General features: G+C 71.9%; 20 protein-coding genes. 11 read left to right on the plus strand and 9 right to left on the minus strand.

Annotated elements, in window-relative coordinates; all coding sequences use genetic code 11:
* Both PSH25_RS00310 and PSH25_RS00315 read left to right on the plus strand, forming a co-directional pair.
* Window positions 1–364, plus strand: a 364-nt coding sequence (locus tag PSH25_RS00310; protein WP_238657018.1) for a hypothetical protein, incomplete at its 5' end; no start/stop codon positions are given.
* A 322-nt stretch (window positions 365–686) separates the two neighbouring features.
* Window positions 687–1,337 carry a hypothetical protein gene (locus PSH25_RS00315; protein WP_238657019.1) on the plus strand — a complete coding sequence of 217 codons (651 nt, stop codon included), beginning with the start codon at window positions 687–689 and terminating at the stop codon, window positions 1,335–1,337.
* Between the two features lie 178 nt (window positions 1,338–1,515).
* Here the strand turns inward: PSH25_RS00315 and PSH25_RS00320 are convergent, their stop codons facing one another.
* From PSH25_RS00320 to PSH25_RS00330, 3 genes are read right to left on the minus strand one after another with little or no spacing between them, the layout of a single operon-like run.
* Window positions 1,516–1,980: a hypothetical protein gene (locus PSH25_RS00320; protein ID WP_238657020.1), complete on the minus strand. Its 465-nt coding sequence runs from the start codon at window positions 1,978–1,980 to the stop codon at window positions 1,516–1,518.
* Complete coding sequence (locus tag PSH25_RS00325) at window positions 1,974–2,834, minus strand: MSCRAMM family adhesin SdrC (protein WP_238657021.1); 861 nt, start codon at window positions 2,832–2,834, stop codon at window positions 1,974–1,976. The genes PSH25_RS00320 and PSH25_RS00325 overlap by 7 nt, the downstream gene beginning before the upstream one ends.
* Window positions 2,831–2,986: a hypothetical protein gene (locus PSH25_RS00330; protein WP_238657022.1), complete on the minus strand. Its 156-nt coding sequence runs from the start codon at window positions 2,984–2,986 to the stop codon at window positions 2,831–2,833. Before PSH25_RS00330 ends, PSH25_RS00325 begins: the two co-directional genes overlap by 4 nt.
* Window positions 2,987–3,334: 348 nt before the next feature.
* On the opposite strand from PSH25_RS00330, the gene PSH25_RS00335 reads away from it, so the two are divergent.
* The 3 genes from PSH25_RS00335 to PSH25_RS00345 all read left to right on the plus strand — a co-directional run bounded on the left by PSH25_RS00335 (window position 3,335) and on the right by PSH25_RS00345 (window position 4,902).
* On the plus strand, window positions 3,335–3,580 hold the full coding sequence (locus tag PSH25_RS00335) for a winged helix-turn-helix domain-containing protein (RefSeq protein WP_088949319.1): 246 nt from the start codon (window positions 3,335–3,337) through the stop codon (window positions 3,578–3,580).
* Window positions 3,581–3,822: 242 nt separating this feature from the next.
* The gene (locus PSH25_RS00340; RefSeq protein WP_231394634.1) at window positions 3,823–4,110 is read left to right on the plus strand and encodes a DUF6244 family protein; all 288 of its coding nucleotides are present in this window, start codon (window positions 3,823–3,825) and stop codon (window positions 4,108–4,110) included.
* 345 nt (window positions 4,111–4,455) lie between these two features.
* Window positions 4,456–4,902, plus strand: a complete 447-nt coding sequence (locus PSH25_RS00345) for a hypothetical protein (protein WP_238657023.1) — start codon at window positions 4,456–4,458, stop codon at window positions 4,900–4,902.
* A 133-nt stretch (window positions 4,903–5,035) separates the two neighbouring features.
* Here PSH25_RS00345 and PSH25_RS00350 read toward each other — a convergent pair whose 3' ends face one another.
* From PSH25_RS00350 to PSH25_RS00365, 4 genes are all read right to left on the minus strand, one after another.
* Window positions 5,036–5,446 carry a hypothetical protein gene (locus PSH25_RS00350; protein WP_238657024.1) on the minus strand — a complete coding sequence of 137 codons (411 nt, stop codon included), beginning with the start codon at window positions 5,444–5,446 and terminating at the stop codon, window positions 5,036–5,038.
* A 69-nt stretch (window positions 5,447–5,515) separates the two neighbouring features.
* Window positions 5,516–5,971 carry a nitroreductase family deazaflavin-dependent oxidoreductase gene (locus PSH25_RS00355; protein ID WP_238657025.1) on the minus strand — a complete coding sequence of 152 codons (456 nt, stop codon included), beginning with the start codon at window positions 5,969–5,971 and terminating at the stop codon, window positions 5,516–5,518.
* A gap of 69 nt (window positions 5,972–6,040) precedes the next feature.
* Window positions 6,041–7,027, minus strand: a complete 987-nt coding sequence (locus PSH25_RS00360) for an SEC-C domain-containing protein (RefSeq protein WP_238657026.1) — start codon at window positions 7,025–7,027, stop codon at window positions 6,041–6,043.
* Between the two features lie 106 nt (window positions 7,028–7,133).
* Window positions 7,134–8,600, minus strand: coding sequence for an MFS transporter (locus tag PSH25_RS00365; protein WP_238657027.1), 1,467 nt, complete (start codon window positions 8,598–8,600; stop codon window positions 7,134–7,136).
* Window positions 8,601–8,821: 221 nt separating this feature from the next.
* Here PSH25_RS00365 and PSH25_RS00370 point away from each other — a divergent pair, with 221 nt between their 5' ends.
* A complete protein-coding gene (locus PSH25_RS00370; RefSeq protein WP_238657028.1) occupies window positions 8,822–9,403 on the plus strand; it encodes a TetR/AcrR family transcriptional regulator in 582 nt (193 codons plus the stop codon).
* 74 nt (window positions 9,404–9,477) lie between these two features.
* Here PSH25_RS00370 and PSH25_RS33835 read toward each other — a convergent pair whose 3' ends face one another.
* Window positions 9,478–10,836: a pentapeptide repeat-containing protein gene (locus tag PSH25_RS33835; protein WP_238657029.1), complete on the minus strand. Its 1,359-nt coding sequence runs from the start codon at window positions 10,834–10,836 to the stop codon at window positions 9,478–9,480.
* A 204-nt stretch (window positions 10,837–11,040) separates the two neighbouring features.
* Here PSH25_RS33835 and PSH25_RS00380 point away from each other — a divergent pair, with 204 nt between their 5' ends.
* The 3 genes from PSH25_RS00380 (at window position 11,041) to PSH25_RS00390 (ending at window position 14,655) form a co-directional block, all read left to right on the plus strand.
* The gene (locus tag PSH25_RS00380; RefSeq protein WP_238657030.1) at window positions 11,041–11,835 is read left to right on the plus strand and encodes an esterase/lipase family protein; all 795 of its coding nucleotides are present in this window, start codon (window positions 11,041–11,043) and stop codon (window positions 11,833–11,835) included.
* A 174-nt stretch (window positions 11,836–12,009) separates the two neighbouring features.
* Window positions 12,010–14,223, plus strand: a complete 2,214-nt coding sequence (locus PSH25_RS00385; RefSeq protein ID WP_238657031.1) for a M48 family metalloprotease — start codon at window positions 12,010–12,012, stop codon at window positions 14,221–14,223.
* A 3-nt stretch (window positions 14,224–14,226) separates the two neighbouring features.
* Window positions 14,227–14,655, plus strand: a complete 429-nt coding sequence (locus PSH25_RS00390) for an effector-associated constant component EACC1 (protein WP_238657032.1) — start codon at window positions 14,227–14,229, stop codon at window positions 14,653–14,655.
* A 67-nt stretch (window positions 14,656–14,722) separates the two neighbouring features.
* Here PSH25_RS00390 and PSH25_RS00395 read toward each other — a convergent pair whose 3' ends face one another.
* Window positions 14,723–15,595: an aldo/keto reductase gene (locus PSH25_RS00395; protein ID WP_238657033.1), complete on the minus strand. Its 873-nt coding sequence runs from the start codon at window positions 15,593–15,595 to the stop codon at window positions 14,723–14,725.
* A 242-nt stretch (window positions 15,596–15,837) separates the two neighbouring features.
* Between PSH25_RS00395 and PSH25_RS00400 the strand changes: the two genes are divergently transcribed.
* Both PSH25_RS00400 and PSH25_RS00405 read left to right on the plus strand, forming a co-directional pair.
* Complete coding sequence (locus PSH25_RS00400) at window positions 15,838–16,200, plus strand: YciI family protein (protein ID WP_091407872.1); 363 nt, start codon at window positions 15,838–15,840, stop codon at window positions 16,198–16,200.
* A gap of 132 nt (window positions 16,201–16,332) precedes the next feature.
* A complete protein-coding gene (locus PSH25_RS00405) occupies window positions 16,333–17,715 on the plus strand; it encodes an FAD-binding oxidoreductase (RefSeq protein WP_238657034.1) in 1,383 nt (460 codons plus the stop codon).
* The last annotated feature ends 198 nt before the right edge of the window (window positions 17,716–17,913 follow it).

Raw genomic sequence — 17,913 nt, forward strand, 5'->3', positions numbered from 1 at the left:
CCGGCACGGGCAGCAGGCGGAGCTGCTGGCCCAGCGGCCGGCGCTGCTGCCGACGTGGTCGCCGCTGGCCCGGGCGGTCGCCGTCTACGCCGGTTGCGGGGCCGCCGCCGGGGTGCTCGTGCTGATGCTGGTGCTCGCCTCCGGGGTCGGCCTCGTCGACGGGTTCACCCTCGGCGCGTGGATCTGCGCGGGGCTGCCGGCCGTGGCGTTCTTCGGCGGATACCTGGTGCTGGGTCGGTGGGGGCGGCCCGCCATGGTCGCCGGCACCCCGCCGCGGTACCTACCGCTCGGGTTCCTGATCTGCTTCCTGCTGGTGCCGATGGCCTACTGCGCGTACCTGCTGCTGGTGCGCGGTTTGCGCTGACACTGGCTCGGCTCCGGAGGCTTCATTCCGGCGTGATCCACTCGGCTTTCCGGAAATCGGGGTGTCCGGGCCGGTGGGATACCGCGACATCCTGAAACCCGTGTCGATCTTCGGCGGCCGGTCGGTTCTGCCGTCTCTGATGAGCGCCCAGCCCGGCCATCCACTGTGTTCGCCTCGGTGCCGTAGTCTCGCGCCCCGAGCGCAGTCGGTGCGCAATCCGCTTGCCGAGGCTCTGGATGATCACGCCTCGACGTCTCGTGAGCGGCAGGTCGAAAGGTTGGTCAGGAAATTGCAGGGACACACGTCCACCCAGGTTGAGCCGATGTCGGCAGGGGACAGGATCGCCGTTCCGCCGGTCACCGCCGATGCTGTCGGAGGAACGGCGACGCCTCGCCCCGAGCAGGAGCCAGGGTTGTCGGTCGTCGCCGCGTCGCAGCAGGCCGGCGCGGGCGCGGTGGTTGCGGGTTTCGGGCTGATCGCCGTCGGCGCTCTCGCCGGCTGGATGATCTGGCGCAGTGGCGCCTCCGCGGCGAAGATCCAGCCCAAGGACACCACGGGCGTCTTCCTCACCCTGTTGGTCTTCGCCGCGGCGGTCGAGCGGATCCTGGAACCGTTCTCGCGATGGTTGCCGGGACGCGCCGCCGAGGCCGCGCTGTCCCAGACGGTGACCGACGTGAACAGTCGGGTCAACGGCCCCACCGAGGCCGACCGCGAGGCGGTCACCGCGGCCACCGCCAAGGTCGCGCGGGCGAAGGCGAACCGCACCATCGTCGCGTGGGGTCTCGCCAGCGGGTTGGCCACCGTGGCGTCCAGCGCCGGCGGGTTCTACGTTCTGCACGCGGTCGCCGGTGGCGACTGGAACGGGGTGGCGGTCTGGGTCGATGCCGTCGTGACCGGTGTGATGGTCGGCAGCGGCACCAAGCCGTTGCACGACCTGATCACCCGCGCGCAGAACGGCCCGCCGTCGCCGTAACGCGCTGCCTGGCCGTCCGGCGGCCTCCGCCGCCGTCCGGCGCGCCTACCCGGCCTGCCGGGTCTTTCCCGGCCCGCCGCCGGGCATGATCCACTCGGTTTCACTGAAGTCGGGGTGTCCGTGCCAGCGGGACACCCCGACTTCAGCCATCTCGTGTCGATCTTTCGCCGTGTCGCGCTCACTGCCGGTCGGTGGCACCTGCCTGATGGGGATCCGCGCCGTGCGTCGAGTCGTCCGCGGCGTCTGCGGCGGCCACCAGGACTTCGTCGAGTTCGCGGTCGGTGAGACCCTCGTCTTCGAGCAGGCCGAGCAGCAGCACCGTCCGCGCGACGATCGCCGCCGCGCCGTGAGGCACGGGTGGACGTTCACCGAGCGCCGCCCACACCAAGGCCTCGGCCAGCACCGGGTCGACGTCGCGCCCGGTCACGTCGTAGCGTTCCCGAGCGGACGCCACGAACCGGATCACCGGCGCGCGATCCTGCCCCGCGACGAACCGCCGCCGTACCGCCACCAGCAGCGCACCGGCGAGCAGGTCCGCGTACCGCCGCCAGTCCGACTCGGCAAACCGGCCCAGCCGGCGTTCGTGGCCGCGCAGCCGCCCGGTCAGCAGGCCGCGTAGCGCCGCCTGCGGGTCGGTCACCATCGTCGCCTCCTGATCATCGTGAGTGCTCTCCTGTGTGGGTTTTGCCTGGTCAGTCGGTGCCGCCTGGTCACCAGCGCGCTCGCCGCCTGGCATCCGTGTGCGATCACTTCGGCGCTGTCGGCGTCGCCGGCCCTGTCGTTCTCGTGCTTGGCCTCGCCGTCGTGTTCGGCCTCGCCGTCGTGTTCGGCCTCGCCGTCGTGTTTGGCCTCGCTGTCGTGCTCGGCATTGCTGTCGTGCTCGGCATTGCTGTCGTGCTCGGCATTGCTGTCGTGCTCGGCATTGCTGTCGTGCTCGGCGTGGTTGTCGTGCTCGGCGTGGTTGTCCTGACTGGTGGGCCGGGGCGGCGCGGGCGGTGCTGCCGGCTCTCCGGTCAGTCCCGTCAGCGAACGGTCGGTCAGTGCCGCCGGCTCTTCGGTCAGTGCCGTCACCGAATGCTCGATCCGGCAGCGGCCGATCGCGAGCCGGGCAACGACCAGGTCCAACCGGGTGATCGCCGCCGCGAGGTGCCGGGCCGCGACCACGTCCGCCACTTCCCGGGTACGCCGAAGTCGGTCCTCGGTCGCGCTCAACCGCCAGCGGACCCGAGCGGCCAGAATGGCGGCGCGGTCCGCGTCGAACCGAGCAGCGTGCAGACCGGCGAGCAGGTCCCCGACCGAGCCTCCCGGTGACTCCCGATCGGCGGCCAAGCCGGCGTAGACCAGGCTCAACGCCCGCCAGCACTCCGTGACCGCGTCCTGCCAGGGCAGCGGCCGGCCGGGCGGCCCCGCCCCGTGCAACTGCGCACCGGCCCGGTCGGCAGCGGAGATCGTGGCCAGCCAGGCAGCACGCAGGTCGTCCACGGCATCGGCGCTCATTCGCCCGCCTCGGCGCTGGACTTGACCAGCAGGGCGAAGCGCACATCGGTACAGGGGTAGTCGATGCCGCACTCGCACACCCAGCGACGGACCACGCGGGGCGGATGGGCGAAGAGAACATCATCGGCGTCCTCGACGTCCTGATCGGACACGAGGCGATGGCCTTGCTCGGCTGGTGCTGGTGCTGGTGCTGGTGCTGGTGCTGGTGCTGGTGCTGGTGGGTCGGTGGGGGATTCGTCGAGTCGATCGGGCATCGGGGGCTCCCGTCGGGTCGTCTCCTAGCTGCTCGCGGCTCTTGCGTTCGGGGCGGCATGCGGGCACGCCCCGGCACGCCCGGCCGAACGGGGGGACCGACCGACCGGGCGCTTCCTGCGCGGTGGGAACGAACCAGCTCCGGGTTGCAGACCTGGGAGCCAGCCAAGGGAGAGCGTATATAACAGGTAATGCAAGCGCAAGCATCGACTGCACATTGCTTGCTATACAAAGTTCCTCGTGATCGAATGGCAGGGCAGACCTGGGAGACACCAATGCCCGCCAAAGCGAAGTGGGCGCTGATCGCCGACGGCATCCGCGCTCAGATCAAGTCCGGCGAACTTGCGCCGGGCGACAAGCTGCCCTCGACCTCCGAGCTGTGCCGTCAGCACGACGTCTCGGCCATCGTCGTTCGTCAGGCCATCAACGCGCTCAAGATCGAGGGCTTGGTGGAAGGCGTCGGTGGCGTCGGAGTGTTCGTCGCCGAGCGCTGAACTGCCCCAATCTTGTGGCATCGCTCTGAATCTTGGACAGTTTCCGTTAGCTCGTAACGGAAACTGTCCAAGATCTGGTCGCCGTCCGGGCTCCGTCGAGGTCCCGTCGGCAAATCCGTCAGACCGGCTCGCTTGCCGCATCCACTACCCACGAGGTGACGCGGGAGCTAGCAGCCGGTCGCGCTGGGTGCGCGGATCTCGTACGCTCCCATGTGGTCTCTGCCGGTGCGGTGGTGGAGGCGATGGTCGATCACGGGGAGGTGCGCGTGAGCGCAGCACAGATCATCGCGAGGTTGGCGGCGGCGTCGCAGAAGCTGGACGAGGCGAAGGCCAAGACCGCAGCGGCAGCACAGGACGCGGCCGAGGCGCGAGCACTCGTCGCCGGTGCGCTGGAAGGCGTAGCCGCTGGCCCGCTGGTCGGCATGATCGATTCATACCGCCAGGCGCTCGCGCAGGCGTCCCAGGGTGGCGACCCCGCCAAGCAGCACGTGCAGGAGACGATCGCCAAGGTCCGAGCGCTGGGAAACTGACCACGGGTGGTGGCAGCGCAATCCACCAGCCACCCGCGGCAGCCGGCCTCACCTTGCGACCCGCAATACCAAGCCAAGCGACAGCCCCTACGCCGAGCGTCAGCGGTCTGTCTCCTGCGTTCCGCGATCAGAGTGCTGCCGAGGCGCCGAGTCCAACGCGCAGAGAGCGGGTCAGCCCTGAGGCCTTCGCTCTTGGCGGTTCTTTTGCTTCAACCGCCTGGGCTACGTTCGTCGAGTTTCTGCCGCTCGCACCCAAAGCCATTGGCGGCGTTCTGATAGCAGGTGCGGCGACGGCGGGCGCCTACAAGGCGTGGCAGGCTAAGCATCGACAACAGGGGAGTCCCGATGAAGATCGATGACCGCACTGAACAACGCGTCCGAGACACCCTTCATTGGGTGGTGAAGCGGGACCTGAACAAGTTTGATGCGGCGCTGAAGTCGTTCCCCGACGAGGCGGCGCAGAAGGCAGCTCTTGCGCTGGTGGTTGCTGTCTCAGGCTTCGTTCTCATCGATCTGCACGGTGCGAGGCCCACACCCCAGCAGGTCGATGTGCTGGCCGAGGAGATCGGCCGGATGGAGACGTGGGCTTCCGTCAGCGCCGATGAGGCCGCTTCCTTCATGAACGCTGTCGTCACGGGTCGGCCATTGACCGAGCGGTTCACGCCCGGCGACGTTGTCGTCCTGGCTTTCGTCGTTGCGGGCAGCCTGCTTGCGGCACGGCCAATGCCCGAGGGGGAGTGGTGGTTCAACTACCTGGACAAGGTGGAGGCCGCGATTGAGGCGGCCGGGTGACGGGCGCGCCTGATCCGGTCACCGGGACGGCGCCAGTGATCAGGTGATGAAGAGTAGGTGTCGGAAGCGGCTCTGACCTACTTCTCATCACCTGATCAACGGGCACTCCCTTGGTGGCGTGCGACGACGGCTCTCAGCGGGTGATGCGGAACGTCTGCTCGAAGTTCGGGTAGTCGCAGACGTCCTGGTTGCACAGTTCGAATCCTCCGCTGATCAGCGCGACACCCTTGTGGAGGACGAGCCCACCACCCTCGACCCAGGCTCTCCCGGGCACGGCTTGCGGCTCGCCGGTGCAGCTGTTGAGGGGCGCCCAGCCGGACGCGTAGGCGACCCGGTCGCCCGACCGCTGCCGGACGATCAGCTCGGTCGCGCCGGACAGGCCGGCTGGGCAGGTCACGGTGAGGGTGATGTCCACGGCGACGCCTCGTGCGACCAGGGTCGCGGAGGTGACTTCGACGGTGCTCGCCGCGCTTGCCGGCGTCGGCGCCAGCATGACGGAAAGCGCAAGCCCGAGCAGTGCGATGGTGGTGATGATGCGGCGCACGACGGTCCTCCTTGCCGGAGTGGGGTGCTTACCTGCGGTCACCCTAGCCCTCTCCAGCACTGGCGGATATCAATCGGCGGCGGGTTCGCGTTCGATGACGACGACCGGGATTTCGCGGTCGGTCTCCTTCTCGTAGCGGGCGTACGTCGGGAAGACCTTCGTCATCACCGGCCACAGCCGGACGCGCTCCTCGCCGGTCGCGGTCCGGGCCCGGCCGACGATCCGCTCCGCGCCGACCTGGATCTCCACCGCCGGGTCGGCGCTGAGGTTCAGGTACCAGGCGGGGTGCTTGGCCGCGCCGCCGTTAGAGGCCACCAGCAGGTAGTTGTCGCCGTCGCGTCCGTACATCAGGGCCGTGCGGCGCAGCGTGCCCGTTCGGCGTCCGCGGGTGGTCAGCAGCAGCGAGGGTACGCCGTGGAAGGTGCCCCCGTCCGCGCCGTCGGTGCGCACGTAGCGCTCGATGTGGCTGGCTACCCAGCCGACCGGGCTGTCCTCGACCGTCTCGTGCTGCTCGTGTGTGGTCACGCCATCGCCTTCATCGTCGAGTCGAGCGGACGCATCGACCATACGTCGGGGTCGGAGCGCCCGAAACAATCAGGAGCGCGAGCGCGGGAGGCAGCACTTCTTGTATTTGGCGCCGGACCCGCACCAGCAGGTGTCGTTGCGGCCGGGCGGCCAGGCGGTCACGCCGGTCTCGTCGAGGCTGTCGGCGTACTCGTCGAGGGTTTCCTCGCTGGTGGGGTCGCTGCCGGTGCGTTCGGCGAAGGCCGCCAGGTCGGTGACCGTGCCGACGACCACGCCGAGGTCGGCGCCGCCCATTCCGGAGGCGTCGACGAGGGCGCGTTCGATCTGGGCGCGGTGCTCGTCCCAGGTGGTGGGGTAGCTGTCGACGAGGGTGGGCCAGCGCAGCAGCAGCGCGGTGAATTCCGCCTGCGGCCAGAAGAGCAGCGTCGCCGGGCCGTCGTCGAGGGCGTCGAGCGCGTGGGTGCTCGCGGCGCGCAGCCGGTCGGCGAGGTTGTCGTACTCGTCGTGGGGTAGGCCCTGCTCTTCGCGCAGGTCGTGCCGCTGCTGGGCCAGGCCGTAGATCATGGCGGCGGCCTCGTCCTGGGCGTCCTCGGACGCGTGCTGCTGGTCGCGGGTCCGTTCCAGGATGGCGTCCAGCGCCCCGGTGAGCCATTCCACAGCCGTATCGCTGTGGCCGGACTCGGCCAGCTCGTCGATCAGGTACATGGACTTGGGGTTGGTCTCCAGCAGCGGACGCAGGGCGGCCAGTTCGGCCATGCCCTCGTCGGTACGCCCGATGCGCAGCAGCAGACCGCCGCGCACCGCTCGGGCGTACGCGTTGTCGTCCGGCTGCTCGGCGATGGCGCGGGTGGCCAGGGCGAGCGCGTCGGCCAGGTCGCCGGCCTGCTCCAGGATGTCCACGGCGACCAGCAGGGCGTACCCGGTGTCGTCGGGGTTGGCCACGCGCCCCTCGTCGACGGCGCCCACCAGTTCCGCGACGAGCGCGGCCGGGTCCGGGCTCTCGGAGCCCAGGGCGCCGATCTCTTCGATGCGGTCGGCGGTCAGCAACTCGGACATGGGCGCATCCTGAAAGACGACGGACGGTGGTTGGGGGGAGCGGCCAGCGTACTCCCGAATATGGAGCAGCCCGGGCGGCGAACCGCCCGGGCTGCGACACGAACCGTCAGCGGGTCGCCGGCATGGTGGCGAACTCGCCGGCTAGCTCCGACTCGACGATCGTCGCGGCGGACGGCCGGCGACCGGCCGACGCCCGCCGGGCGGACGGGACGGCGAAGGCCGCGACCGCGGCGGCCAGGGCGATCGCCGTGAGGACGAGAAACCCCATCGTGAAGCCGGCCTCCCGGGGCAGGCCGTTGGCCTGCGGGTGCGCGGTGATCACGCCGCTGACCACGGCGGCGCCGATCGCGCCGCCGATGGTGCGGATGTTGGCGTTCATGCCGGTCGCCACGCCGGTCTGGCTGGCGGGCACGCTGGCGACGATCAGGTTGGCCATCGACGCGAAGGCCAGGCCGATGCCGAGGCCGACCAGGCCACCGGCGAGGGCGACCTCCCAGCGGGTGTCGTGCGCGGCCGCGAGCATCGCGGACGCGGCCACGTTGAACGCGGCACCGGTGGCGAGCTGCGCCTTGGCGCTGAAGACGGCCTGGAGTCGGCCGGCGACGAGGCCGGCGACGAACATCGCGACGAGCATCGGCAGCATGAGCAGACCGGCCTGGCTGATGCTGGCGCCGAAGCCGTAGCCGGCGATGGTCGGGGTCTGCACGAACTGGGGAAGGAACGCGTACACGGAGAACATCGACGCGCCGTAGAGCAGGGCGACCAGGTTGGTGGTCCAGACGCCGGGCAGGCGCATCATCCGCATGTCGATAAGCGGGTTGCTGGACCGCAGCTCGGTGACCAGCCAGCCGGCCAGCAGCACCACGGCCAGCGCCAGCAGGCCGAGCACCCGGGTGGAGGTCCAGCCCCAGGTGGCGCCCTGGCTGATCGGCAGCAGCAGCGCGACCAGCCAGCCGGAGAGCAGCAGGGTGGCGCGCCAGTCGATGCGACCGGGGGTACGGACCGGCGACTCGGGCACGAACAGGTGCGCGGCCACAGCGGTCAGCCCGACCACGACCATCGGGATCCAGAACAGCCAGCGGTAGTCGAGCGTGCTGACGATCGGGCCGGCCAGCACGATGCCCAGGCCACCGCCGACGGCGACGATCGCCGAGATGGCGGCCACGGCGGTGGAGACCCGCGCGGCCGGGAACTCGTCGCGGATGATGCCGAACGACAGCGGGAAGACCGCTCCGCCGATGCCCTGGACGACCCGGGCGAGGATGAGGACGCCGATGTTCGGCGCGATGGCGGCCAGCAGGCAGCCGAGGGCGAGGGCGGCGAGCGAGACGACAAGCATCCGCTCCTTGCCGACCATGTCGCCGACGCGTCCGAGGATCGGCGTGAAGATCGACGCGCTGAGCAGGTAGGCGGTCAGGACCCAGGTCACGGTGTTCTGGGAGGTGTGCAGGTCCTGCTGGATGGTCGGCAGCACCGGGGTGATCAGCGACTGGAGCATCGCGAAGAACCCGGCGCCGGCCGCGAGCACGGTGAAGGTGAGCCGACGCGAGCTGCGTCGGGAGGTCACTGCCACGAGAGAAAACTCCCTGATTACGTACGGGAATGAGGCTTGTCGCCCGTCGTCTGTGACGGGGTGGTCTGTCGGGGTCCGGGCGATCGGGGTGGCCAGGCGGCGATCGGGCGGGTCCCGAGGTAAGGTAACCGGAGGCAGGCCTCCGGGATTCCGGAGGGGTGCCTCCACTAAGCTAGCGGAGGGTTCCCTCCGGATGCAACCAGGGTGAGGTGACGCACGTCATGACCAGCGCGGGGCAGGTGCCCGAGGTCTTCGCGCAGAGGCCCAAGCGGGCCGACGCGCGGCGTAACTACGACGCCCTGATCGTGGCGGCGCGCGAGGCGTTCGCCGAGAACGGCGCCGCCGCCTCCCTGGAGGACGTGGCCCGCCGGGCCGGGGTGGGCATCGGCACGCTCTACCGCAACTTCCCGACCCGCCGGCACCTGTTCGAGGCCGTCTACGTCGAGGAGGTCCGGGCGCTGTGCCACTCCGCCGAGGGCCTGGCCGAGCTGCCACCCTGGGACGCGCTCGTCGCCTGGCTGCACCGCTTCGTCGCGTACGTCGCCACCAAGCGGGCGCTCGCCGAGCAGTTGCTGCACGACTCCGAGATCTTCGCCAGCTGCCGGACGGAGATCTTCTCCGCCGGTGAGCCGCTGATGCGTCGCGCACAGGCCGCCGGTGTGGTCCGCGACGACATCGGCTTCGACGACGTGGTGCGGCTGATCAGTGGCCTCACCATGGCCCAGTTCCCGTCACCCGAGCAGCGTGACCGGGTGCTGGGCGTGGCCCTGGACGGCCTGCGCCCACCCGCCGCGCCACGCTGACGCCCCGTTCGGCCGCGCCGCGTTGCTGACGCCCCACCGGCCGCGTCGCGGCGCTAGACGCCCCGGCCGACCGGTCAGCGGTCGACCAGCAGCAGCCACTCGTCGTCGAGGCGTTCGACGGTCGTGTCCGCCGGCCAGCGGTGACCAGGATCGGCCACCGCGCGGGCCTGCTCGACCTGGGGTGGCCGGCTGAACTGGGTGTCGCGGAAGCTGGCCATGCTGTGGAACCGGGCCCGGCCGAAGTTCGCGGCGTCGAGAAAGCGGGCCCGGTCGAACAGCGCCTCCGCGCCGAACATCGTCCAGCGGAACAGCGCCATGTTGGTGAAACGGACGGAGTGGAAGCCGGCCGACCGGCCGAACTCGGTGTGCTCCATCGACAGGGCGCCGTCGAAGACGGCCTCCCGGAACGTGGCGGTGTCCTCGAAGCGGGTGGCGTCGAAGCTTGTCGGCTGACCGAAGGTCACCCGGCGACAGGAGGTCGGGCCGGCGAAGCTGGCTCGCCGGCAGGACAGTCCGCCGGGGAGGGCGGCGCCGTCGAAGCTGGCCCCACCACCCACGCGAACGCCGTCGAGGATGACCTCGCCCTCGGCCGTGAGCCCCTCGAAGACCACGTCGTCGAAGGTCGCCGCCCCGAGCAGGAGCCGCCCCCGCGCCGTCGCGCCCGCGAAGGTGGTCGTACCGGTGAACACCGACTCGGTGAAGTTCGCGTCGACGAGCGTGCAGCCGGCGGCGTCGAAGTCGACGAGCGTGGCGCCGGCCAGGTCGAGCCTCAGCTCCGGCCAGTGGGCCGCGTCGTCCGCGCGCAGGTGCCGGGTGAGCACGCGCTGCGCGCTGCGCCGGACCTCCGTCTCGCGCGGCTCGCCGTCGGGCGCTGGCATCCGCAGGTACGCGCAGAGCACCGCCGCGATCGTCGGGCGCTGCCCCGGGTTGTCCTGACCGAGGCGCTCCAGCGCGTGCAGCCCGCCGAGGCGTACCGCCGCGCTGTCGTTGCCGAGCAGCTCGACCGCCCGGGTGTAGAGCTCGGTCAGTCGACGCTCCGCCGCGTCGTGCTCGGCGGCGCCGGACTGCCGGTCCTGGTGGCGCTGCGCGGCCTCGGCCACCGCCTCGGCGTGCGCCTGCACCCGGTCCCGGTGCACCTGGTCCCGGGCGGCGACGCTCTCCTGGTGCCGCTGCGCGCGTTCGGCGATCCACTGGCGGCGGGCGGCGAGCAGCAGCGCGAGCCCTCCGCCGGTGCCGGCGACCACGGTCAGGCCGGTGCGGATCGCGTCGATGCGCAGCGTGGCGCGGGTGTCGGGTTGGCTGGCGCGGTCGGCCTCGGTGAGCAGCAGGTCCAGCACCAGCCAGCCCAGGGCGACGGCGGCCAGCAGGCCGACCAGAACCAGCCACCACGGCACCACCCGCAGCTCGCGCTCGGTGGGTTCGTCGACAGCCACGGCCACAGCATGCCAGTCACCGTCGATGTCCGATATGGAGCATGGCGGTATGACCGTTTACACCCCCGCCGGAACAACGGGTTACCGGCGCGTAACAAGTCATTGACGTTTCTGAATTGTTGCGGGGATGATCGTCGCACGGTCGACCGGACACCCCCACCCACCTGCCCGGTTCGCCGGGTGCCTCCCCCCGGAGGTGCAGCGATGCTGCTCCGAAAGACCGCCCTCGTCCTGGCCCTCGCCACCGCGGCGCTGCTCGCGTCCACCGCCACGGCGACTGCCGCCCCCGCCGATCCCGCCCCGGCCACCGCCGCCCCCACCACACCCTTCGCCGCCGCGGCGGCCAACCCCGTCATCGTGGTCGGCGGGCTCAGCGGCGTCGCCGTCGCGTACGAGCCGATCGCCGCCCGCCTGCGCGCCGACGGCTACCGCGCCTTCATCTACCAACTGCCCGGGCTGGGCCTCGGTGGCATCCCCACCTCGGCCCGCGCGTTCGCCAGCTACGTCGACCAGGTCCGCGCCAGCACCGGCGCGGCGACGGTGGACGTCGTCGCCCACTCCGAAGGGGGCCTGGTCAGCCGCTACTACCTCAAGCGGCTCGGCGGCACCGCCACCGTCGGCCGGTACGTCAGCCTGGGCACCCCGCAGTACGGCACGTACGTCGCCAACATCGTGGCGTTCCTGGGTCTTGGCAGCTGCGCCGGCGTGGTGGCCTGCCAACAGATGACCATCGGCTCGACGTTCCTCGCCGATCTCAACGCCGGCGACGACACCCCGGGCGCGGTGCGCTACACCACCATCCGCACCCTGAAGGACGAGTTGGTCCGGCCGACCGGGAACGCCGCCGTCAACGACGGTGCGACGAACGTGCTGATCCAGGCGTACTGCCCGCTGCGGGTGGTGGGGCACCTCGGTCTGGTGCTCGACGGCACGGCGTACACCATCGTGCGCGGCGCCCTGGTCGACGGCCCGGTGCGACCCAACTGCCTCGCGCTCTGACCCACCCCGGTGCGGCGGTCCCGGACGGGACCGCCGCACCGGACCCGCGACGCTGAGTGTCGGGTGCGCGACGATCCCGCGAAACGGTGTGGCAGACATCAGATGTCCTCGATAGCCTGCTCCGGCTGTCCATTCCCGACAGTGGACGCCATCCGTCAAGAGGGAGCAGCGCTCATGACCGAGCCGCCCACCGTGCCGCCGGAGAACACCCCGCCGACCGTGCCGCAGCTCGACGTCCGGGCCGCCCAACCGCCGTCGGCCGACACCCCGCCCACCGGTGGGTTCGCCGACCGCCCACCGGGCTACCCGAGCGCGCTGGTCTGGCTGCGCGCCGGGATCCTGCGGGACTGGCGCGGCGTGCTCGGCGCGTTCCTCGCCACCTGGTTCTACCTGCCGGTCGCGCTGCTCGTGGCGTTCTGGGGTGGTCTCACGTTCGCCGTCGCCGGGCTCTTCGCCCTCGGGTCGGGCGCCGACGACCAGGTGCCCCAGGCGCTGCGCGACGCCCCGCTGATCGGTTCCCTGATCGAGGCGTTCCTGACCCGCTCCGGTGGGGTGCTGGGCGGCGTGGCCGGCTTCGTCATCGGCTTCCTGGTCGGCTTCCTCGTCGTGCTGGCGCTGCCCTGGCTGGGCGTCGCCGACGAGCCCTTCGCGCTGCTCACCGGCCTGATCGGCACGGTCATCGCGGCGGCGCTGATCGGAGTCCTCTACACGCTCTACCGGGTCCTGCTCGAACCACGCCTGCTTGTCGTCTCGGGTGCCCGCCAGCCCAGCCGCCGCGAGTACGCGCGGCTGCGCCCCGTGCTCGACGAGTGCGCCCGTCGGCTCGGCCTGCCCAGCGTGCCACGGCTGCTGATGGAGGACGACCCGGTCCTGAGCAACGCCCGGACGTACGCCCGGCACGTGGTGGTCACCACCGCAGTGCTGACCGAACCGGACGACGAGGTTGCCGCGCTACTGAGCCACGAGCTGGTGCACTGGCGCACCGGGGACGAGATCACCAGCGCCTTCGTCCGCGGCGTCGGCCTGCCGCTGACCCTCGCGCACGCCCTGCCGACCTGGCTGATGCGGACGTTCCCGCACCCGGCAACCAACTTCGTGGTCTTCGTGTTCTTCTGGCCGGTGCTGCTCACCATGCGGTACGTGGTGCTGCCGCTGCACGCCCGCGACGTGCGGGCGGCCGAGTACCGGGCCGACCTCGGCGCCGTGCTCACCGGGCAGGTCGACGGGCTGCGGCGCATCCTGGAACGGCGGCTGTCCTTCGAGACCGGCCGCAGCGGCTGGGACGAGGCGGTCTGCGCCACCCACCCACCACACGAGCTCCGGCTCGACGCGCTGGAGCGGGCGTCGTTGGCCGGTGCGCCCGCCGGCGCGGGTCAGCCCGTCACCGTCGACCGCCTGTTCAACCACTCCGGCCCGGTCGGCACCCGCCGCACCTGGCTGCTGGTCGGCGCCCTCGCCCTGGTCGCCTGCCTCGGCACCAGTGGGCTCGGCGTGGTGCAGTGGGGGTTCTTCCGCCCCCAGGCGGCGATCGACGGCTACTTCTCCGCGCTCGCCGACCGGGACAGCGAGGCCGCGCTCGGCTACCTGACCGACCAGGGCAGCGACACCGACACCAAGCTGCTCGCCCAACTCCTGCGCGGCAAGGGCTACCAACCACCCACCGACGTCGAGATCAGTTCGCTGAAGCGCGACGGCGAGACTGCCACCGCCACGGTGGCGTACCGGCTGGGTGACGCGCGGCAGACCGCCACCCTCACCCTGCTCCGCGAGGACGAGGCCACCGCCGGGCTGTTCCACGGCTGGCGGTTGAGCGGTGGGCCGACCCCACTCAACGCCGCCGTCGCCGACCCCGGGGTACGGCTCAACGGGGTCGAGCTGCCGGTCGCCACCGAGGGCCCGCCGCTGGTGCTGTTGCCCGGCGGCTACACCGCGACCGGCCCCTCCAGTGCGCTCAGCGAGACACCGAGCACGACAGTGCTGGTCGGCCCGGGGGAGACCGCCGCAACCCTGCAACTGGCGCCGGTGCTCAAGCCGACGGCGATCGAAGCCGTCGAGGCGCGGGTACGCGCCTGGTTGGACGAGTGCGCCAAGCAGACGGTCGCCGCCCCGCCGGGCTGCCCGTTCCGCTACTACGGCAGCTCCACGCAGAAGGTCACCTGGAAGATCCTGGAGTACCCGAAGCTCGCGGTCGAACTCACCGGCCCGGCCAGCGCCCAGGTCTCCACCCCGTACGAGACCCAGGGCAGGGTGCGGGTCAGCGGCACCACCACCTACTTCGGCGGCAGTTCCCCGTTCACGGACGAGGACGGGTTGACCGTCGCCGGCGTCGCCACCGCCGACGGGGACAACGTGACCTTCCGACCCGCCGCCGACTCAGCGGGAGACTGAACAGTGACCGACAGCGATTCCGCAGCCCGGCTGCCCGTCCGGCTGACCATCAACCCCCGGCAGCGCCAGCCGTCGTCGGTCGACCTGCTGACCTGGATCCACCGCCGCCCCGAGTACCGGCCGGTGGTCCGGGCGGCCGGCGGCGGCGGGGGCCGGCCGGGCTTCAGCGACGCGGTGATCATCGCGGTGCTGGCCCAGGGGCTGCTTCCGGGGCTGTTCAACCTGTTGCAGTCCTGGGTCGACCAGCAGCGCACCGAGGCCAGCATCCGGATCCAGAGCGGGGACACCGAGGTGGAGTTGCAGGTGAGCGGACGCACCGACTCCGCTCGCCTGCTGGCCCAGGCGACCGAGGCGCTGCGCGCCGCCCGAGAGCCCGGTCCAGAGCCCGCTCCGGAACTCACTCTGGAGCCCGGTCCGGACGCCGCCGACTGATCCGGCGGCCGCCCGGGAGCCCGGCCCGGACGCCGCAGGCTGACCCGGCGGCGTCCGGAGCGGCGGGTCAGCTCGCCTTGGCGAGCGCCTCGAACTCGTCGTCGGTGAGCCGCACGTCGGCCGCGCCGACGTTCTCCTCCAGGTGCGCCACCGAGGACGTGCCGGGGATCGGCAGCATCACCGGCGAGCGGCGCAGCAGCCAGGCCAACGCGAGCTGCGCGGGCGACGCGCCGTGCGCGGTGGAGATGGCGTCCAGCGGGCCGCCCGGGCGGGCCAGCTCACCGGTCGCGATCGGGAACCACGGGATGAACGCGAGGTCGTTGCGCTCGCAGTACTCCAGCACGTCCTCGGCGCTGCGGTTGGCGAGGTTGTAGAGGTTCTGAACCGACGCGATCGTGGTGATCGCCCGGGACTCCTCGATCTGCGCGACGCTCACCTCGGACAGCCCGATGTGCTGGATCTTGCCCTCCTCCCGCAGCAGGGCCAGCTCACCGAGCTGATCGGCGAGCGGCACCTTCGGGTCGATCCGGTGCAGCTGGTACAGCGGGATGCTGTCCAGGCCGAGGTGGCGCAGGCTCAGCTCGCACTGCTGGCGCAGGTACTCCGGGCGGCCCAGTGCCCGCCAGTCGCCGGGGCCGGAGCGGCTCAGCCCGGCCTTGGTCGCGATGACCAGGTCGTCGGCGTACGGGTGCAGAGCCTCCCGGATCAGCAACTCCGAGACGAACGGCCCGTACGAGTCGGCGGTGTCGATGAACGTCACGCCCAACTCGACCGCACGGCGCAGCACCCGAACCGCCTCGGCCGGGTCCTTCGGGTCACCCCAGATGCCCGGGCCGGTGATCTGCATGGCCCCGTAGCCGAGCCGGTTGACGGTGACGTCGCCACCGATCCGGTACGTGCCGGAAGCCTTCGCGGGCTGCTCACTGATATTTGTCGCCATTGCCCGATCCCCAATCGTCTCGTCGTGGCGGGCGTGGACAGCACGGGCGTGAAAAGCCCACCCGCCACCGATGGATCATCCCCCGGAACACCGCCGCCATGCCGCCGGTCGGCCGAGTGTGGGCGCGGACACGCCGTCAGCGCGCCGAGTCGAGTTGCCGGGAAGCGCCCGGTACGACCGTGGTGTCCGTGCGACGCTGGCCGGAGCCGGTGCGTTCCGGAGCGACGGCGGAGGGAGCACCCATGGGAGTGCCGCAGGTCAACTTCGCGCTCGACACGTACGAGTGCATCGTGATCTATCCCGGCGCGGCCGGGCGGGCCCTGCCCGCGGAGACCGTGCAGCGGTTGCAGGCCGAGCACGCCGAGCACATGCAGGCGTTGCAGCGACGCGGCATCGTCCTGGTCGCCGGGTCAGTGGACGGGCCGGCACGCGAGCCGGATCCGCCGATCGGCTTCGGGCTGGCCCGCACCGGCAGCGTCGACGACGTCCGCAGCGTGCTGGAGGCCGACCCGGCGGTGCAGGCCGGGCTCTACCGGGTGGAGGTGCTGACCTTCCTCTGCCCGGCCGGTTCCCTGGAGTTCCCGCTGGTCAAGGCGGGTAGCTGAGCCGCCGGCCCATCGGTGGCTGTCGTGATGGTGACGGCGCTCGCCCGCCGGCCGGTGCTACGGTCGCGCCCAGCGCGGGCCGCCGCCGGGGCGTACCCGGTGTCGTGGGTCGGCCCCGGTCGAGGAGTCGCCATGATCTCCGCCGCCACCCCCGATGCCGCGTCGGCCGCCGCCCGACTGCGTGCCCTGCTCGGCGACCGGCTGCACGAGCCGGGCGATCCCGGTTACGCCACCACCACCCGGCTCTGGAACGGCGCGGTGGCGGGCACGCCCCTGCTGGTCGCCCAGTGCCGGGACGCCGACGAGGTGGCCGAGGTGGTCCGTGTCGCCGCACGGTGTCACCTGCCCCTCTCGGTCCGTTCCGGAGGGCACGACTGGGCCGGCCGGGCGCTGCGCGACGGCGGTCTGGTGCTCGACCTGACCGGGCTGCGCGCCGTCCAGGTCGACCCGGACGCGGCCACGGTGACCATCGGCGGCGGCGTCACGGCGGCCGAACTGCTCGCCGCCGCCCGCCCGTACGACCTGGTGGTCCCCACCGGCGTGGTCGACGCCGTGGGGATGGCCGGGCTCACCCTCGCCGGCGGGTACGGCCCGCTGTGCGGCCGGTTCGGTCTGTCCCTGGACAGTCTGCTCGGCGCGGAGGTGGTCCTCGCCGACGGCCGCCGGGTCACCGCCGACCCCCGGCACGACGCCGAGCTGTACTGGGCGCTGCGCGGTGGCGGTGGCAACCTCGGCGTCGTGACCGAGCTGCGCTTCCGCGCGCACCGGCTGGCCGGCGTACTGGCCGGCATGATCATGTTCGCGCTGTCCGAGGCGCCGGCCGTGCTGCGCGGCTACGGCGCGCTGGTGGCCGAGGCCCCGGACGAGCTGACCGTGATGGCCGGCTTCCTGCCCGGCCCGGCCGGCGAGCCGGTGATCTTCGTCTGTCCGTTCTACAGCGGTCCGGACCTGGACGCCGGGGCGCCGTGGATGGACCGGCTGCGCGCGCTGGGCACCCCACTGGTCGACCAGATCGGCCCGATGCCGTACGCGGACGCCCTGCGGATGTTCGACGGCGGGATGGTCGACGGCAACCACTACCTGCTGCGGACCCGGTGGTTGCCCGCGCTCACCGACGGCGTGGTGGACACCCTCGTCGACGCGGCCCGGCAGGTGACCTCGCCGTTCTCCGCGCTGGCCGTGCACCACTTCCACGGCGCGGCCACCCGGGTCCGACCCGCCGACACGGCGTTCGGGCTGCGCGCCGACCACCTGATGACCGAGGTGATCGCGGTGTGGGCGCCCGGCGACCAGGCCGGCCCGCACCGCGAGTGGGCCGAGCGGACCTCGGCGGCGCTCGCCCCGCACGCCCTGCCCGGTGGTTACCCCAACCTGCTCGCCCCGGAGGAGACCGACCGGGTCCGGCTCGCCTACGGCGCGAACTGGACGCGGCTACGCCACGCCAAGCGCCGCTACGACCCCCGCGACCTGCTCCACGCGGTGCCCACCCTGCCACCCCCGGAGCACCCGGAGTGAGCCCCCGCCCGCCGCCCTCGGGGCACCTGCGGTGAGCCCCCGCCCGCCGCCCTCGGGACCCCGGAATGAGCCGCCGCCTGCCGCACTCGGGGCACCCGAAGTGGGCCGCCGCCGGGAGCACCCCGACACCGCACGCCACCGGAGGCGTACGATTCCCGGCGCGCGGTCGCTGATGCCCGTCGCCACAACGTTCCCGGT

The organism is Micromonospora foliorum (assembly GCF_022229015.1).
Taxonomy (GTDB): Bacteria; Actinomycetota; Actinomycetes; order Mycobacteriales; family Micromonosporaceae; genus Micromonospora; species Micromonospora foliorum.

Excerpts from the sequence above, each read along its gene's own strand:
- PSH25_RS00400 (WP_091407872.1), top strand. The coding sequence starts at position 15,838 with ATGGGAGTGCCGCAGGTCAACTTCGCGCTCGACACGTACGAGTGCATC.
- PSH25_RS00370 (WP_238657028.1), top strand. The coding sequence starts at position 8,822 with ATGACCAGCGCGGGGCAGGTGCCCGAGGTCTTCGCGCAGAGGCCCAAG.
- PSH25_RS00315 (WP_238657019.1), top strand. The coding sequence starts at position 687 with ATGTCGGCAGGGGACAGGATCGCCGTTCCGCCGGTCACCGCCGATGCT.
- PSH25_RS00380 (WP_238657030.1), top strand. The coding sequence starts at position 11,041 with ATGCTGCTCCGAAAGACCGCCCTCGTCCTGGCCCTCGCCACCGCGGCG.
- PSH25_RS00405 (WP_238657034.1), top strand. The coding sequence starts at position 16,333 with ATGATCTCCGCCGCCACCCCCGATGCCGCGTCGGCCGCCGCCCGACTG.
- PSH25_RS00335 (WP_088949319.1), top strand. The coding sequence starts at position 3,335 with ATGGCAGGGCAGACCTGGGAGACACCAATGCCCGCCAAAGCGAAGTGG.
- PSH25_RS00345 (WP_238657023.1), top strand. The coding sequence starts at position 4,456 with ATGAAGATCGATGACCGCACTGAACAACGCGTCCGAGACACCCTTCAT.
- PSH25_RS00385 (WP_238657031.1), top strand. The coding sequence starts at position 12,010 with ATGACCGAGCCGCCCACCGTGCCGCCGGAGAACACCCCGCCGACCGTG.
- PSH25_RS00320 (WP_238657020.1), bottom strand. The coding sequence starts at position 1,980 with ATGGTGACCGACCCGCAGGCGGCGCTACGCGGCCTGCTGACCGGGCGG.
- PSH25_RS00360 (WP_238657026.1), bottom strand. The coding sequence starts at position 7,027 with ATGTCCGAGTTGCTGACCGCCGACCGCATCGAAGAGATCGGCGCCCTG.
- PSH25_RS00395 (WP_238657033.1), bottom strand. The coding sequence starts at position 15,595 with ATGGCGACAAATATCAGTGAGCAGCCCGCGAAGGCTTCCGGCACGTAC.
- PSH25_RS00325 (WP_238657021.1), bottom strand. The coding sequence starts at position 2,834 with ATGAGCGCCGATGCCGTGGACGACCTGCGTGCTGCCTGGCTGGCCACG.
- PSH25_RS00340 (WP_231394634.1), top strand. The coding sequence starts at position 3,823 with ATGGTCGATCACGGGGAGGTGCGCGTGAGCGCAGCACAGATCATCGCG.